General features: G+C 62.6%; 10 protein-coding genes. 6 read left to right on the forward strand and 4 right to left on the reverse strand.

The genetic code is table 11. From position 1 onward, the window contains the following. Positions 1-23: 23 nt before the first annotated feature. Both BLJAPNOD_RS06000 and hisN read left to right on the forward strand, forming a co-directional pair. On the forward strand, positions 24-905 hold the full coding sequence (locus BLJAPNOD_RS06000) for an N-formylglutamate amidohydrolase (RefSeq protein WP_115419233.1): 882 nt from the start codon (positions 24-26) through the stop codon (positions 903-905). A 316-nt stretch (positions 906-1,221) separates the two neighbouring features. Beyond that, the gene (gene hisN, locus BLJAPNOD_RS06005; protein WP_077500588.1) at positions 1,222-1,995 is read left to right on the forward strand and encodes a histidinol-phosphatase; all 774 of its coding nucleotides are present in this window, start codon (positions 1,222-1,224) and stop codon (positions 1,993-1,995) included. A gap of 27 nt (positions 1,996-2,022) precedes the next feature. Here hisN and BLJAPNOD_RS06010 read toward each other — a convergent pair whose 3' ends face one another. Further along, positions 2,023-2,988, reverse strand: a complete 966-nt coding sequence (locus BLJAPNOD_RS06010) for an alpha/beta hydrolase (RefSeq protein WP_115419234.1) — start codon at positions 2,986-2,988, stop codon at positions 2,023-2,025. A 395-nt stretch (positions 2,989-3,383) separates the two neighbouring features. Between BLJAPNOD_RS06010 and BLJAPNOD_RS06015 the strand changes: the two genes are divergently transcribed. Beyond that, entirely contained in the window at positions 3,384-3,845 is a 462-nt protein-coding gene (locus BLJAPNOD_RS06015; RefSeq protein WP_077500592.1) for an Hsp20 family protein, read from the forward strand. A gap of 77 nt (positions 3,846-3,922) precedes the next feature. Here BLJAPNOD_RS06015 and BLJAPNOD_RS06020 read toward each other — a convergent pair whose 3' ends face one another. Beyond that, positions 3,923-4,912, reverse strand: coding sequence for a bile acid:sodium symporter family protein (locus BLJAPNOD_RS06020; RefSeq protein ID WP_077500594.1), 990 nt, complete (start codon positions 4,910-4,912; stop codon positions 3,923-3,925). A gap of 96 nt (positions 4,913-5,008) precedes the next feature. Here BLJAPNOD_RS06020 and BLJAPNOD_RS06025 point away from each other — a divergent pair, with 96 nt between their 5' ends. Beyond that, on the forward strand, positions 5,009-5,866 hold the full coding sequence (locus tag BLJAPNOD_RS06025; RefSeq protein ID WP_115419235.1) for a LysR substrate-binding domain-containing protein: 858 nt from the start codon (positions 5,009-5,011) through the stop codon (positions 5,864-5,866). Positions 5,867-5,892: 26 nt separating this feature from the next. Here the strand turns inward: BLJAPNOD_RS06025 and BLJAPNOD_RS06030 are convergent, their stop codons facing one another. Further along, positions 5,893-6,939: a low specificity L-threonine aldolase gene (locus BLJAPNOD_RS06030; protein WP_115419236.1), complete on the reverse strand. Its 1,047-nt coding sequence runs from the start codon at positions 6,937-6,939 to the stop codon at positions 5,893-5,895. Positions 6,940-7,495: 556 nt separating this feature from the next. On the opposite strand from BLJAPNOD_RS06030, the gene gltB reads away from it, so the two are divergent. Both gltB and BLJAPNOD_RS06040 read left to right on the forward strand, forming a co-directional pair. Beyond that, positions 7,496-12,220 (forward strand): glutamate synthase large subunit, encoded by a 4,725-nt coding sequence (gene gltB, locus BLJAPNOD_RS06035; RefSeq protein WP_115419237.1) that lies wholly within the window; start codon positions 7,496-7,498, stop codon positions 12,218-12,220. A gap of 104 nt (positions 12,221-12,324) precedes the next feature. Next, the gene (locus BLJAPNOD_RS06040; protein WP_077500733.1) at positions 12,325-13,782 is read left to right on the forward strand and encodes a glutamate synthase subunit beta; all 1,458 of its coding nucleotides are present in this window, start codon (positions 12,325-12,327) and stop codon (positions 13,780-13,782) included. A 156-nt stretch (positions 13,783-13,938) separates the two neighbouring features. Here BLJAPNOD_RS06040 and BLJAPNOD_RS06045 read toward each other — a convergent pair whose 3' ends face one another. Beyond that, the gene (locus tag BLJAPNOD_RS06045; RefSeq protein ID WP_244610882.1) at positions 13,939-15,204 is read right to left on the reverse strand and encodes a DUF459 domain-containing protein; all 1,266 of its coding nucleotides are present in this window, start codon (positions 15,202-15,204) and stop codon (positions 13,939-13,941) included. Between the last annotated feature and the right edge of the window lie 21 nt (positions 15,205-15,225).

Consider the following 15,225-nt stretch of genomic DNA (forward strand, 5'->3'; position numbering starts at 1 on the left):
CGCACATGGTAAAAAGGGTTCCGATGGGGGAGATGACGGAGAGGGAGCTGTTTGAGGTTCTGGAACCTGCAAGCCAGCGGATTCCCTTCGTATTCAACTCGCCGCATAGCGGTCGATCTTATCCACAGGCCTTTCTCGATCAGTCGCGCCTTGATGCGCTGGCAATCCGCCGGTCCGAAGATCACTATGTCGACGAGCTGTTCCAGAATGCGACGTTCCTCGGCGCGCCGATGCTTTTGGCGCATTTCCCGCGCGCCTTCCTCGACGTCAATCGTGAGCCTTACGAACTCGACCCGCGCATGTTCGACGGCCCGGTGCCCCCGCACGCCAATATCAGCTCGATGCGGGTGGCGGGCGGCCTTGGCACCGTGCCGCGGCTGGTTGCCGAGAACATGGAAATCTATCGCGGCCGTTTTCCCATCGAGGAGGCGCTGACGCGGATCGAGACGATCTACAAGCCGTACCATGCCACCTTGCGTAAGCTGATTGCGCGCACGCATGTGCAGTTCGGCCTGTCGGTGCTGATTGATTGTCACTCGATGCCGGGCAATGTGCATCTGCCCGGCAGCGCCCAGCGGCCGGATTTCATCATCGGCGACCGCTACGGCACCAGTGCGGCGGCGGAGCTGTCGCGGATCGCCGTCGATCTCTTGCAGGAGTTCGGCTATACCGTTGCACGCAACAAGCCCTATGCCGGCGGCTTCATCACCGAACACTACGGCCGACCGAGCCGTGGCCTGCACGCGCTGCAGATCGAGATCAATCGTGGGCTCTATGTCGATGAGACGACGCTCGTCAGGAAGCCCGGTTTCGGCGCTCTGGTTGCCGATCTCACCAGCTTCATCGCGTCGCTGGCACGGCATGTCGAGGATTACGGTGCATATCTGCCGCTTGCTGCGGAGTAACAGCCCTCTCCGGCTAGATCTCAAAAAGAACCGCGCCGGTGGCGCGGTTAAGTCTAGGGAGGAAACACCCAAGGAGGGTATTTACAGTCACGAGTGACTGCCTAAAAACCCTAATATTGCACTGCACAAATGTCAAGTTGAACGACTGAAAACTTTTGCAGTGCATCAAAGGGGTTTCGCCGTTTCGAATGCACTGAAACCGTTGGCGCGGCGCGCCGTCACCGATCGCCGGCAGCGGGCCGCCTCGTCTTTGCCTTTCTGCAAATTTCCGCTATGCAGATCGGACCTTCCTGCTTCCTTCCCCAAAGAGAGTGCCATGCTGCCCGACCGCTCCTTTTTTGACCGTCTCGCCGATGCCGCCAAGGCGGAAACCTTGCCGCGTTTTCGCATCGGTACGAGCGTCGTCAACAAGCTCGAGGGCGGTTTCGACCCGGTGACGGAAGCGGACCAGTCGGCGGAAGCGGCAATCCGGGCCCTTATCGAAGAGAATTTCCCCGATCACGGCATCCTCGGCGAAGAGCATGGCAATGTCGGCCTCGATCGCGAATATGTTTGGGTGATCGACCCGATCGACGGCACGCGCGCTTTCATCTCCGGCCTTCCTGTCTGGGGGACGCTGATCGGTCTTTATCGCAATGGCGACGCGGTGATGGGCCTGATGGACCAGCCGTTCACCGGCGAGCGCTTCTTTGCCGACGGCACCAAGGCGCACTATCGCGGCCCCGACGGCGACAAGATGCTGTCGACCCGCGTCTGCGACACGCTTTCCGACGCGGTGCTGTTTACGACCTCGCCGCATCTCTACACCGGCGACAACAAGACCCGCTTCGAGGCTCTGCAGGACAAGGTGCGGCTGTTCCGCTATGGCTGCGACTGCTACGCCTTTGCGCTGCTGGCGGCGGGCCATGTCGATCTGGTGATCGAGTGCGGGCTAAAACCCTATGACGTCGGCGGCCTGATCCCGCTGATCGAGCAGGCCGGTGGCATCGTCACCAACTGGCAGGGTGGACCGGCGGAAATGGGCGGCGAAGTAATCGCTGCCGGCAGCGCCGCGCTGCATGCGCAGGCGCTGGAAATTCTCAAGGGCTGACACCAGCGCGGGTCGGAGGGACCCTTCTCAGGCCGCTTCGCCTTCGTCCTCGTCGTGCTCATCGGGAATGACAAAGGCAAGAATGGCCGCCATGGCCTGGGCGCGATAGCGGTCCGCTTCGTGCAGCAGTTCGTGGCGAGCGCCGTCGATCGGGATCATGTGGGCGGCGCGGAAGTTGCGTGCCAGCCACTCGACGGCGATATGCGGCACCAGCCGATCGGCTGTCGGCGCCAGGATAATCGTCGGAAGGGTGATGCGGGTCAGATGCTCGCGGCGCGTGACACGCCGCACGGCGCGAAACGCTTCGGTCAGCCACTGGGCCGATGGCGGCCCAAGTCGCAATTCCGGATAGGCATCAGTCAGAGCAAGATTGCGCGCAAAGCGGCGGCGATCTGCCGTCAGCACATTGTTTTCAAAGGGGCGATTGCCCTTGTCGGCGTGCAGCGGCAGACGCCCGAGGCCGAGCCAGCGCATCACCGTTGCCATGCTCGCAATGCTGCGTTCGCCAATCACCTGGCCACCGAGACCGACAAAGGGGGCGAGCACCACCAGGCGGTCGATGCGGCTCGAAAGCATCGGGGCGAGGGACAATGCGACGAGCGCGCCCATGGAATGCGCGACGATCGAAAATGGAAGTCGGGTGTCCGGAAGCACGATCTGCTCGAGGAAGGTGGTCAGGTCGCGCTCGTAATACGAAAAGCGTTCGACATGGCCGCGCCCAGCCTCGGGCAGCAGCCGTTCGGAGCCCGCCTGGCCGCGCCAATCGAAGGTGGCGACCCAGAGGCCGGCAGCGTTAAGATCGGCGATCGTCTCGAAGTATTTCTCGATCGATTCGTTGCGGCCCTGCAGCAAGACGACGGTGCCGCGCGCCACCGGCGTTTTTGTCTTGAAGATAGCATAACGGATCTTGCGGCCGCCGGCTCCGTCGAAGAAGCCCGCCACGTGATTATCCGGTATCGGATTATCCGGTGTGGAGCGGAGGATCGTGGTCATTGCGGACGAAACCAAGGTGAAGATGCGTTGATCGGTATCATCAGGGATAGGCGGCGGGCCTGGCGCCGTCAAAGAAAAAAGCCGGAAACGGTGGGTGAAATCCGGACGATCACCGTTTCCGGCCGCTGAAGGAGAAGGGACATGTCACTTCAGCCCCAGGAGATTTCCTCCCAGTGTGGCTGTTCTAGCCTTCACGATCTGAACCGAGGCCGAACCGTCTATTCATGCGCCATTCACAGGGCCAAGAATCTTGAGCAGGCATGCCTTGAACTGGCGAAATTGCATTCCCATCTTTTGCTCACGGACGCCGATAACGGGTCCGTTCACCGGTCGCGCCGCTGCCTGGATGGGGTGGCAGACCAGATATCGCAAACAGTTGCTCCCAGGAGGACACCATGCGTCACGTTGATTTTTCCCCCCTCTATCGCTCCACCGTTGGTTTCGATCGCCTCTTCACGATGCTCGACAGCCTCGGCCAGCCTGACCAGGCCCAGACCTATCCGCCCTACAACATCGAGCGTACCGGCGAAAACGCCTACCGCATCACCATGGCGGTTGCCGGCTTCGACGAAACCGAACTGTCGATCGAAGCACGCGAACATACGCTGACGATCAAGGGTGAAAAGAGCGAGGAAAAGGCCGAAGAAAACCAGTTCCTGCATCGCGGCATTGCCAAGCGCGCCTTCGAGCGCCGCTTCCAGCTTGCCGACCATGTAGAGATCAAGTCCGCTTCGCTGAAGAACGGCCTACTGCACATCGACCTCACCCGCGAGATCCCGGAAGCAGCCAAGCCGCGCCGGATCGACATTACGTCGGTTGCCTCGCAGCCGAAGCAGATCGAGGCGCAGAGCCTCTAATCCCTACCTCCCAAGCTTGAAGAGGCGGCGCTCGAAAGGGCGCCGCCTTTTTTGTTATGTCCGGACGGGTTCGGACATTATGTCCGCACGGGTTCGGCGAGTGCGTCCGGCTCCTTGCGGGCGGCGTAACGCTGGGCGATCACGGCGCAGGCCATCAACTGGATCTGGTGGAAGAGCATGAGCGGCAGCACGATCGCGCCGATGTTCTGGCCGGCGAAGATGGCGCTTGCCATCGGGATGCCGCTCGCAAGGCTCTTCTTCGAGCCGCAGAAGGTGATGGCGATCTCGTCGGCACGGTCAAAACCGAGGAGGCGGCTGCCGAACATGGTGACGGCAAGCACCAGCGCCAGCATGACGACCTCGATTGCGACCAGCACCCCGAGGTCGGCAAGCGAAAAGGTCTGCCACAGTCCCGATGTGACCGCCTGGCTGAAGGCGAGATAGACGACCATGAGGATCGAGCCGCGATCGACCGGCGCAAGCAGGCCCTTGCGCGCCCGGATCCAGCCGCCGATCCACGGCTGCAACAATTGACCGACAATGAACGGCGCCAGCAGCTGCAAGAGGATTTGCTCCAGCGCATCCAGCGACACGCCACCATGGCCGCCGGCCGAAAACAAGAGGCCGACCAGAAGCGGCGTCAGGAACATGCCGAAAATGTTGGAGGCCGACGCAGAGCAGATCGCCGCCGGGACATTGCCGCCTGCAACGGAGGTGAAGGCGATCGACGACTGCACCGTCGAGGGCAGCACGCAGAGGAACAGGATGCCGGTGTAAAGCGCCGGCGGCAGGACCGACGACGGCACGAAGCCGACGGCAAGGCCGATCAACGGAAACAGAACGAAAGTCGAGGCCAGGATCGCCAGATGCAGCCGCCAATGCAGAAAGCCGGCGATGACGACGTCGCGCGACAACCGCGCGCCATGCAGGAAGAACACCAGCCCCACCGCGACTTTGGTCGCCATGGCAAACCAGGCGACCGCATCGCCCTGGATCGGAAGCAGCGATGCCAGAAGCACGGTGAGAAGCAGAAGCAGGGTGAACGTGTCGGGAAGATAGCGGCGCATGGCTGTCACTGGCTCGATTGAGAAAACACCTTGCCGAGAAATGTCATTATGAAGCAGGATGCAAGGAATAACAGTTATCGCAAAAATGGATAATGGATGCTCGACCTTGTGCAATTGCGTAGCTTCGTGGCGCTCGAACAGATGGGAAGCTTTACCCTTACGGCCGAAAGACTGGCGCTCGGGCAATCGACGGTCAGCCAGCATATTCAACGGCTTGAGGCTGCCGTCGGGCGCAAGCTGGTTGCGCGTGACACGCATCGAGTGTCACTGACCACGGATGGCCAGGCTCTCCTTGCCCATGCGCGTTCGATGCTGGCGATCGACGACGAGGTCAAGGCGTTGTTTGCCGAAAGCAGTCTTCGCGGCCGGCTGAGGTTGGGCGTGTCGGAGGATTTCGTCACCAGCCGGCTACCGGGCGTGCTTGAGGATTTCGTGCGCGCGCATCCTTCGGTGGAGCTGGAATTGACGGTGGCGCTGAGTGGCGTGCTCTACCAGATGCAGGACGGCGGCGAGATCGATCTGGTCCTGGCGAAGCGCCGGCTGGGCGATCCACGCGGCGAACTGGTCTATCGCGAACCGCTGGTCTGGCTGGCGCGCGATCCCGAGCGGATCAAGCGCGACCGCGTCTTGCCGCTGATTGCTTTCCCGCCGCCGAGCATCACCCGCAGCGTGGCGCTCGAAGTGCTCGAGCGGCATCGGCTGCCGTGGCGGATCGTTTGCACCTGCGGCAGCCTCAGCGGGCTGACGGCTGCGGCGCAGGCTGGCATGGGCGTGCTTGTGCAGCCGCGCAGCATGGCGCCCCAGGGCCTGAGGGAATTGCCGGCGGGCATCTTGCCGCAGCTTGAAGACGTCGAGTTCGTGCTGGTCCCGAGCAAGGGCGCCGACCAGAAGCTGCTGGCGGCGCTCTCGACCGAGATCCTGTCGAAGGTGCGGACGCTTCAAGGGCAGGCCTGAGGCCCGGCCCTACAGACCGATCCGCTTCAGCAGGCCGCGACGAAGCGGTCGATGTCGTCGGTCTTGGTGGCAAAGCTGGTCACCAGGCGGTAGAGGCCCTCGTCGGCCGCGAGGCTTCCGGCGAGATCGTGCGGAACCGGCCAGTCATAGAAGACGGCTCCCTGTTCGCGCAATTTCGCCGCCACGTCGTTTTTCAGGATGACGAAGACCTCGTTGGCGTCGACCGGCCAGCCGAGCCGGCTCGTGCGCGACGCAGCGATGCCGTCGGCAAGGCGCCGGGCCATGGCGTTGGAATGGCGGGCGAGGTCAAGCCAGAGGTCGCCCTGCAGATAGGCATCGAACTGGGCGGAGACGAAACGCGATTTTGAGAACAGTTGCGCCGAGCGCTTGCGCAGGAAATGCATCTCGTGCGCCTTGGAAAGATCGAAGAGAACAAGCGCCTCGGCGCACCAGCAGCCGTTCTTCGTGCCGCCGAAGGACACGAGATCGACGCCGCGCTTCCAGGTCATTTCGGCCGGGGTTGCCTCAAGGCTGACAAGCGCATTGGCAAAGCGGGCGCCGTCCATGTGCAGCGGCAGCTTGTGCGCCCTGGCGACGGCGGCGATCGCTTCGATTTCATCGAGGGAATAGACCGTGCCGCTTTCGGTCGCCTGTGTCAGCGTGACCGCCATAGGCTGGCCGCCGTGGACATTGTCGAGCGGGTAGCGGCGGATTTCCGCTTCAAGGCGCGCCGCGTCCATCTTGCCGTGTTTGCCGTCCACGGCTTTCAGTCGCGAGCCATGGGTGAAGAATTCCGGCGCACCGCATTCGTCGGCGGTCACATGGGCCTCACGGTGGCAGAACGCGACGCCGCCGGCGCGGCTGCTGCTGGCGAGCGCCAGCGAATTGGCGGCCGTTCCGGTGCCGACGAAAAAGACGGCGACATCGCGCTCGAAAACCTCAGACAGCTTCTTTTCGACCTTCCGGTCGAGCTCACTGGTGCCGTAGGCGGACGCGTAGCCGTCGGCATGGGTCACGAGGCTCTGGGCGATGGTCGGGTGAGCGCCAGCCCAGTTATCAGAGGAAAAAATCATCACATGTCGTCCTGTTTCATGGTCTTATCGGCGTGTTCGGGCGACCATAACCCACTTCCTAGCCGGATCAATCGCGGTTGCCGCCGGAGAGGCCAACAGAATACCACTTTGAAACCAAAATGAAGAAAATGCCGGTTTGTCGTAATTAAATTATAAAACTGGGAAACTTCCGGCAATGTTCGGTAAAATCTCTTCTAATAAATGCTCATATGCCTCTTGCGGAGGGGGGCGGTTTCTGGCATAGAGCGCATGAAATAGGACAGCAAGACTGTCCTATTTCGGTCTAGGGGCCGGAACAATCGCCGCAAGTGCCCAAAAAATCGGCACTCGGCGTGTGGCGCAGGCGAATCCGCCGGATTTCATCCGGTTGTTATCGCCTGCCATCAGGATGGTCACTGACATCAATGCCTGATGATGCCGTGCATTATTTGCGACCTGATCAGGATCATGAGACGATGAATGCCCCGGCTTTGCGGCATGCGGATGCATGCGACGGAGAGCCATGCGCGGGCGCAGGGATGCCCGGGACGTGCCGGGTTCAACAGGAGGGAAGACGATGACGGATCACACGCCATCACAGCAATCTGGGCTCAACCTCGCACACACTGTTGCGACGGCTGAAAAAACGCCCGTATTCCCGTCCGGCCTGCCGCGAAAACAGGGTCTCTATGATCCGCGCAACGAACATGATGCCTGCGGCGTCGGTTTCGTCGCGCATCTGAAGGGTGAAAAGTCGCACCAGATCGTGCGCGACGGCCTGTTCATGCTCGAAAACCTGACGCACCGCGGTGCCGTCGGTGCAGACCCGCTGATGGGCGACGGCGCCGGCATCCTCGTGCAGATCCCCGACCGCTTCTTTCGCGAGGAAATGGCCAAGCAGGGCGTGACCCTACCGAAGGCCGGCGAATACGGTGTCGGCTACCTCTTCATGCCACGCGACGAGAAGCTGATCGCCCACTTCAAGGACGTGATCAACGAAGTCGTCGCCGAGGAAGGCCAGCACGTGCTCGGCTTCCGCGACGTGCCGGTCGACAATTCGTCGCTTTCCAAGGCCCCGGATATTGCCGCCACCGAGCCGCACCATGTCCAGGTGTTCATCGGCGCCGGCCGCGATGCCGCCACTAATGCCGAATTCGAGCGCCGCCTGTTCACGCTGCGCAAGGTGATCTCCAACCGGATCTATGCGGAGGCCGAAGGCGGCGATCTCGGCTTCTACGTCGTGTCGCTGTCGACCCAGACCGTCGTCTATAAGGGCATGTTCCTGGCCTATCAGGTCGGCGCCTACTACAAGGATTTGGAGGACGAACGCTTCCAGTCGGCCGTCGCCCTGGTCCACCAGCGCTTCTCGACCAACACCTTCCCGTCGTGGAAGCTCGCGCACCCCTACCGCATGGTCGCCCATAATGGCGAAATCAACACGCTGCGCGGCAACGTCAACTGGATGGCGGCCCGCCAGGCTTCCGTCTCCTCGCCGCTCTTCGGCGACGACATCTCCAAGCTCTGGCCGATCTCCTACGAGGGACAGTCGGATACCGCCTGTTTCGATAACGCGCTCGAATTCCTGGTGCAGGGCGGCTACTCGCTCTCGCATGCGGTGATGATGCTGATCCCCGAAGCCTGGGCCGGCAACCAGCTGATGTCGCCCGAGCGCAAGGCATTCTACGAATACCATGCAGCGCTGATGGAGCCGTGGGACGGACCGGCGGCGGTCGCCTTTACCGACGGTCGTCAGATCGGCGCGACGCTCGACCGCAACGGCCTGCGTCCGGCCCGCTACATCGTCACCTCGGACGATCGCGTCATCCTCGCGTCTGAAGCCGGCGTGCTTCCGGTCGACGAAAGCAAGATCGTCAAGAAGTGGCGCCTGCAGCCGGGCAAGATGCTGCTCATCGACATGGAGCAGGGCCGCATTATCTCCGACGAGGAGGTGAAGTCTTCGCTCGCAACCAAGCACCCTTATAGCAAGTGGCTTGAAGACACCCAGCTGATCCTCGAGGAGCTGAAGCCGGTGGAGCCGCGTGCTCTGCGCCGCGACGTTTCCCTCATCGACCGCCAGCAGGCCTTCGGCTACACGCTCGAAGACACCAAGATCCTGATGTCGCCGATGGCCACCACCGGTCAGGAAGCCGTCGGCTCGATGGGCACCGACACGCCGATCTCGGCAATGTCGGACAAGCGCAAGCTGCTCTATACCTACTTCAAGCAGAACTTTGCGCAGGTCACCAACCCGCCGATCGATCCGATCCGCGAAGAGCTGGTGATGAGCCTGGTCTCGTTCATCGGTCCGCGTCCGAACCTGCTCGACCATGCCGGCATGGCGCATGCCAAGCGGCTGGAAGTGCGCCAGCCGATCCTGACCAACGGCGATCTGGAAAAGATCCGTTCGATCGGTCACACCGAGGACCGGTTCGACACCAAGACGCTCGACTTCACCTATGACATCTCGCGCGGTGCCGAGGGCATGCCGGAAATGCTCGATCGCCTGTGCGAACGGGCGGAAGCGGCGGTCAAGGGTGGCTACAACATCATCGTGCTGTCCGACCGCCAGGTCGGCCCGGACCGCGTGGCCATCCCCGCGCTACTGGCGACCGCGGCCGTGCACCATCACCTGATCCGCAAGGGCCTTCGCACCTCGGTCGGCATCGTGCTCGAATCCGGCGAACCGCGCGAAGTGCATCACTTCTGCCTGCTCGCTGGCTACGGCGCCGAAGCGATCAACCCCTATCTCGCCTTCGATACGCTGACCGAAATGCACAAGCGCGGCGACTTCCCCAAGGAAGTCGACGGCAGCGAAGTCGTCTACCGCTACATCAAGGCGGTCGGTAAGGGCATCCTCAAGGTCATGTCCAAGATGGGCATCTCGACCTACCAGTCCTATTGCGGCGCACAGATCTTCGACGCGGTCGGCCTGTCGTCAAAGCTTGTCGACCAGTTCTTCTTCGGCACGGCAACGACGATCGAGGGCATCGGCCTCGAGGAGATCGCGGCCGAAACGGTCGCCCGTCACAAGGCGGCCTTCGGTGCCGATCCGGTGCTGGCCAACACGCTGGATATCGGCGGCGAATATGCCTACCGTATGCGCGGCGAAAGCCATGCCTGGACGCCGGATGCGATCGCCTCGCTGCAGCATGCCGTGCGCGGCAATGCTCAGGACCGTTACCGCGAATTCGCCGAAATGGTGAACACCTCGGCGCTCAGGATGAACACGATCCGTGGCCTGTTCACCGTCAAGAGCGCGGAGGCTGCCGGCCGCAAGCCGATCTCCGTCGACGAGGTGGAATCGGCGACTGACATCGTCAAGCGCTTCTCGACCGGGGCCATGTCCTTCGGCTCGATCAGCCGTGAGGCGCATACGACGCTGGCCATCGCCATGAACCGGATCGGCGGCAAGTCGAACACCGGCGAAGGCGGCGAGGAAAGCGACCGCTACCTGCCGCTGCCCGACGGTTCGATGAACCCGGAGCGTTCGGCGATCAAGCAGATCGCGTCCGGCCGCTTCGGCGTGACGACCGAATATCTTGTCAATGCCGACATGCTGCAGATCAAGGTGGCGCAGGGCGCCAAGCCCGGTGAGGGCGGCCAGCTGCCCGGCCACAAGGTGGACGCGACCGTCGCCAAGACCCGGCATTCGACGCCGGGCGTCGGCCTGATCTCGCCGCCGCCGCACCACGACATCTACTCGATCGAAGATCTGGCGCAGCTGATCTACGACCTGAAGAACGTCAACCCGGAAGCCGATGTTTCGGTCAAACTGGTCTCGGAAGTGGGTGTCGGCACGGTTGCGGCCGGTGTTGCCAAGGCGCGCGCCGACCACATCACCGTCTCCGGCTTCGACGGCGGCACCGGCGCATCGCCGCTGACCTCCTTGAAGCACGCCGGCAGCCCCTGGGAAATCGGCCTTGCCGAAACCCAGCAGACGCTGGTGCTGAACGGTCTTCGCTCGCGCGTCGCCCTTCAGGTCGATGGTGGCCTGAAGACCGGCCGCGACGTCATCATCGGCGCGCTTCTCGGTGCCGACGAGTTCGGCTTTGCCACTGCGCCGCTGATTGCCGCCGGCTGCATCATGATGCGCAAGTGCCACCTTAACACCTGTCCTGTCGGCGTCGCGACCCAGGATCCGGTGCTGCGCAAGCGCTTCAAGGGCACGGCCGAGCACGTCATCAACTACTTCTTCTTCGTCGCCGAGGAAGTGCGCGAGATCCTCGCCTTGCTCGGCGTGCGCAAGCTCGATGAAATCATCGGCGCCTCGGAGCTCTTGGAAAAGGACGGCGCGCTCGCCCACTGGAAGGCCAACGGTCTCGATTTCTCCAAGATCTTCCACAAGGTCGAGGCTCCGAAGGAGGAGACCTACTGGACCAGCCGCCAGAAGCACCCGATCGACGACGTGCTCGACCGCACGTTGATCGAGAAGGCCAAGGTCGCGCTGGAAACCAAGGCGCCCGTCGCTTTCGAAGCCAAGATCAAGAACGTCGACCGGTCGGCCGGCGCGATGCTTTCGGGTGCGCTTGCCAAGCGCTGGGGCCACAAGGGTCTGAAGGACGATACGATCCACGTCACCCTCAAGGGTACCGCGGGTCAGTCGTTCGCCGCATTCCTCGCGCGCGGCATCACCTTCGACCTGGTGGGTGACGGCAACGACTATGTCGGCAAGGGGCTCTCCGGCGGGCGCATCATCGTCCGGCCGCCTGAAAACACGAAGATCGTGCCTGAAGACTCCATCATCGTCGGCAACACCGTGCTTTACGGCGCGATCTCCGGCGAATGCTACTTCAACGGCGTTGCCGGCGAACGCTTCGCCGTGCGCAACTCCGGCGCCGTCGCCGTTGTCGAAGGCGTGGGTGACCACGGCTGCGAATACATGACCGGCGGTGTCGTTGTCGTTCTCGGCACGACGGGCCGCAACTTCGCGGCCGGCATGTCCGGCGGCGTTGCCTATGTGCTGGACGAGGAAGGCGATTTCGCCCGCCGTTGCAACATGGCCATGGTCGAGTTGCAGCCGGTTCCGGAAGAGGACGACATGCTCGAGAAGCTGCATCACCACGGCGGCGACATCATGCACAAGGGCATGGTCGACGTCTCCGGTGACATGACGCGCCACGACGAGGAGCGGCTCTACCAGCTGATCTCCAATCACCTGCACCATACGGGTTCGCCCCGGGCAAAGGCGATCCTCGATCATTGGGCAGACTACCGGCCGAAATTCCGCAAGGTCATGCCGGTCGAATATCGCCGTGCGCTCGAAGACATGGAACGCATGAAAATGGCAGAGGCGGCCGAATAGAGGCCCCGGTGAAAAGGGCTCCCGGTTCCGAAAAGGGTTCGGGGGTTCATCACGCGCGCTTTTCAAAAGCGCCTGTTCAGACGCATAGCTATCAGGATGAAACGATGGGTAAGGTAACTGGTTTTCTCGAGATCGACCGGCAAGTGGCAAAGTACCAGCCGGCGTCCGACCGCATCCGCCATTTCCGCGAATTCACCATTCCGATGTCGGAACCGGAAGTGCAGAAGCAGGCGGCACGCTGCATGGACTGCGGCATTCCCTACTGCCATGGGCCGACCGGGTGTCCGGTCCACAACCAGATCCCCGACTGGAACGATCTGGTCTATAACGGCAACTGGGAAGAGGCGATCCGCAACCTGCATTCGACCAACAACTTCCCGGAGTTCACCGGCCGCGTCTGCCCGGCGCCCTGCGAGGAAGCGTGCACGCTGAACCTCGAGGATGCCCCGGTCGCGATCAAGACCGTCGAGCAGGCGATCGCCGACAAGGCCTATGAGATGGGCTACATCGTGCCGCAGCCGGCCGTCACCAAGACCGGCAAGAAGGTCGCGGTCATCGGGTCGGGCCCTGCCGGCATGGCGGCTGCCCAGCAGATGGCGCGCGCCGGCCACGAGGTGCACGTCTACGAGCGCGAGAGCAAGGCGGGCGGCCTGCTGCGCTATGGCATTCCCGACTTCAAGATGGAGAAGAACTTCATCGATCGCCGCGTCGAACAGATGAAGGGCGAGGGTGTCACCTTCCATTGCGGCGTCAACATCGGCGTCGACGTTGCTGTCGAGCAACTGATCGACGGCCATGATGCGGTGCTCTATTGCGGCGGCTCCGAAACGCCGCGCAATGCCGGCATTCCCGGTGTCGAATTTGCCGGCGTGCATGACGCCATGCCCTATCTCGTGCAGCAGAACCGTCGCGTCGGCCGCGAGAACATCGACAGCACCGGCTGGCCGTCAGCACCCATCCTGGCCGGCGGCAAGCACATCGTTGTCGTCGGCGGTGGTGATACCGCGTCCGACTGCGTCGGCACCGCCTTCCGCCAGGGTGCCGTCAAGGTCACCCAGCTCGATATCCGTCCGCAGCCGCCAGAGAAAGAAGACAAGCTTGCCGTCTGGCCGTTCTGGGCCACCAAGATGCGCACCTCGTCCAGCCAGGCCGAAGGCGCTATCCGCGAATTCCAGGTCGCGACGCTGGAGTTCGTCGGCGACGAAGACGGCAACCTTATCGGCGTCAAGTGCTGCCAGGTTGATGACCGCCGCAAGCCGATTGCCGGCACGGAGTTCATTATCAAGGCCGATCTCGCCTTCATCGCTATCGGCTTCAGCGGTCCGTTCACCGACAGCGTGCTGAAGGATCTCGGCGACAAGCTGACGCTCAACACCGACCGTCGCGGCTCGACCAACGTCGTTGCCAACGACCGCGACTACAAGACCTCGGTCGACAAGTTCTGGACGGCCGGCGACGTCCGCCGCGGCCAGTCGCTCGTCGTCTGGGCGATTCGCGAGGGCCGTCAGGCCGCTCGGGCGATCGATGAGGCGCTGATGGGATCGACGATCCTGCCGCGCTGAAGACAACACTCCCAAGCAGGAAAGGGCTCCGCCGGATCACGGCGGAGCCCTTTTGCTTTCAGGGTCGTGTTTTGCAATGTGGGGATCGTCGCGACGAGGCGGTCCCTGTTCCATTTGATGCGCGGCTGCTATCGCTTGCAGCCGTGCGCGAAAGAGCTAATTCCGGATTACCGGATTGCTGATGACTGTTCCTGGCTTGGCGAGGCGGAAATCATCGACGCGGCCGGCAGGCGCTGCAGCCACATCGCCCTTGTCGACGAGGCGGTCGCGCGGGCTCCGGCCGGTGCCCTTGTTGGGGGCGGCATCGCCGAGCAGGCTTGCTGCGCCATCAAGATCCGGATCGGTCAGGCCGATTGGTTGCGTCTTGACGATGTCCTCGTTGGCAAGCGGTGCGGTAACGACGAGATCCTTCAGTCCGTCGGCGCCCGGTACGTCCTTGTCAGTCGCGGCGGCATCTCCGAGCAGGCGGCGAATGTCCTTTTCCAGGTAGAACGCGAGCTTGCGTTTGCCTGCTTTTGTCAGGTTGATGCCGTCCGCGCCGCGCAGGCGAACCTGCTGGCCGTTGATGTCGGAGCCGGTCAGCACGAACTTGCCGGCCTCATCGACGAAGCCGTCCCAGATATCGACGAACTGGCCGCCGACCTTTTCGACTTCTTCACGGTAGATGCCGTTGAACGTCACCATGTCGGCCGTCATCGCGGCCGACTGGAACGGCGGCATGCCGACCCATAGGACCGGTAGCTTTTCCTTGCGCGCAAGCTCGGCGAGCGCGTGGACGCGCTTGCGGTATTCCTGCGTCCAAAGATCGGTGCGGTATTTTTCCTTGGTGCTACCGATCTGCATCTGCTGGCGATCGTTGGCGCCCAGGCTGACGATGATGACGGCGGGTTTGATCTCGCCCATATAGGTCGGCAGCGTCACTGGCCAGTTGAAATAGTCCTCGCGTACCAAGCCGGACGAACCGTTCGCGCGCGTTTCGATGGTGATACCGGGCGTCATTTCGAATGCGGTTTTCAGGCCGTCTCCGAGGCTGCCGGCCATGAAGTCGCCGACAACAAGAACCTTCTTGGCGTCCGGCGCCTTTTCAACCGGCTGCGGCACGGGAGCCGCATCGGCAATCACGGGCTTTGCCTTCTGCTGCCCCGGGACCTTCTGCCGTGGTTGGCCCTGGCTCTGGTTCTGGCGCGCGCGCCTGGGGCGCGGCTGCTGCGGAAACTCGTAGCGCTCGTCGATGACACGCCGTTCGCGCGTGAAGCCGCCAAAAAGCATCTGGAAGAGGTTGCGCCGCTGCACCCGTTCCTGGGCTTCGGCAAAACTGGCGGCAAAGCCGACAAACAGCATTGCGGCCGCGGCGATGAACATCGTCGCGACCTTCAAGGGCATTCCGCCACCTGCCATCCGGGCCTTGGTTTTCGCTTGCATGTCTGATCATCCATCGAACGG

The organism is Ensifer sp. M14 (assembly GCF_003355565.1).
Classification (GTDB): Bacteria; Pseudomonadota; Alphaproteobacteria; order Rhizobiales; family Rhizobiaceae; genus Ensifer.

What these genes read in the sequence shown, in the direction of transcription:
- hisN (WP_077500588.1), top strand. Translation starts at nt 1,222, where the DNA reads ATGCTGCCCGACCGCTCCTTTTTTGACCGTCTCGCCGATGCCGCCAAG.
- BLJAPNOD_RS06015 (WP_077500592.1), top strand. Translation starts at nt 3,384, where the DNA reads ATGCGTCACGTTGATTTTTCCCCCCTCTATCGCTCCACCGTTGGTTTC.
- BLJAPNOD_RS06025 (WP_115419235.1), top strand. Translation starts at nt 5,009, where the DNA reads ATGCTCGACCTTGTGCAATTGCGTAGCTTCGTGGCGCTCGAACAGATG.
- BLJAPNOD_RS06040 (WP_077500733.1), top strand. Translation starts at nt 12,325, where the DNA reads ATGGGTAAGGTAACTGGTTTTCTCGAGATCGACCGGCAAGTGGCAAAG.
- BLJAPNOD_RS06030 (WP_115419236.1), bottom strand. Translation starts at nt 6,939, where the DNA reads ATGATTTTTTCCTCTGATAACTGGGCTGGCGCTCACCCGACCATCGCC.
- gltB (WP_115419237.1), top strand. Translation starts at nt 7,496, where the DNA reads ATGACGGATCACACGCCATCACAGCAATCTGGGCTCAACCTCGCACAC.
- BLJAPNOD_RS06045 (WP_244610882.1), bottom strand. Translation starts at nt 15,204, where the DNA reads ATGCAAGCGAAAACCAAGGCCCGGATGGCAGGTGGCGGAATGCCCTTG.
- BLJAPNOD_RS06020 (WP_077500594.1), bottom strand. Translation starts at nt 4,912, where the DNA reads ATGCGCCGCTATCTTCCCGACACGTTCACCCTGCTTCTGCTTCTCACC.
- BLJAPNOD_RS06000 (WP_115419233.1), top strand. Translation starts at nt 24, where the DNA reads ATGGGGGAGATGACGGAGAGGGAGCTGTTTGAGGTTCTGGAACCTGCA.
- BLJAPNOD_RS06010 (WP_115419234.1), bottom strand. Translation starts at nt 2,988, where the DNA reads ATGACCACGATCCTCCGCTCCACACCGGATAATCCGATACCGGATAAT.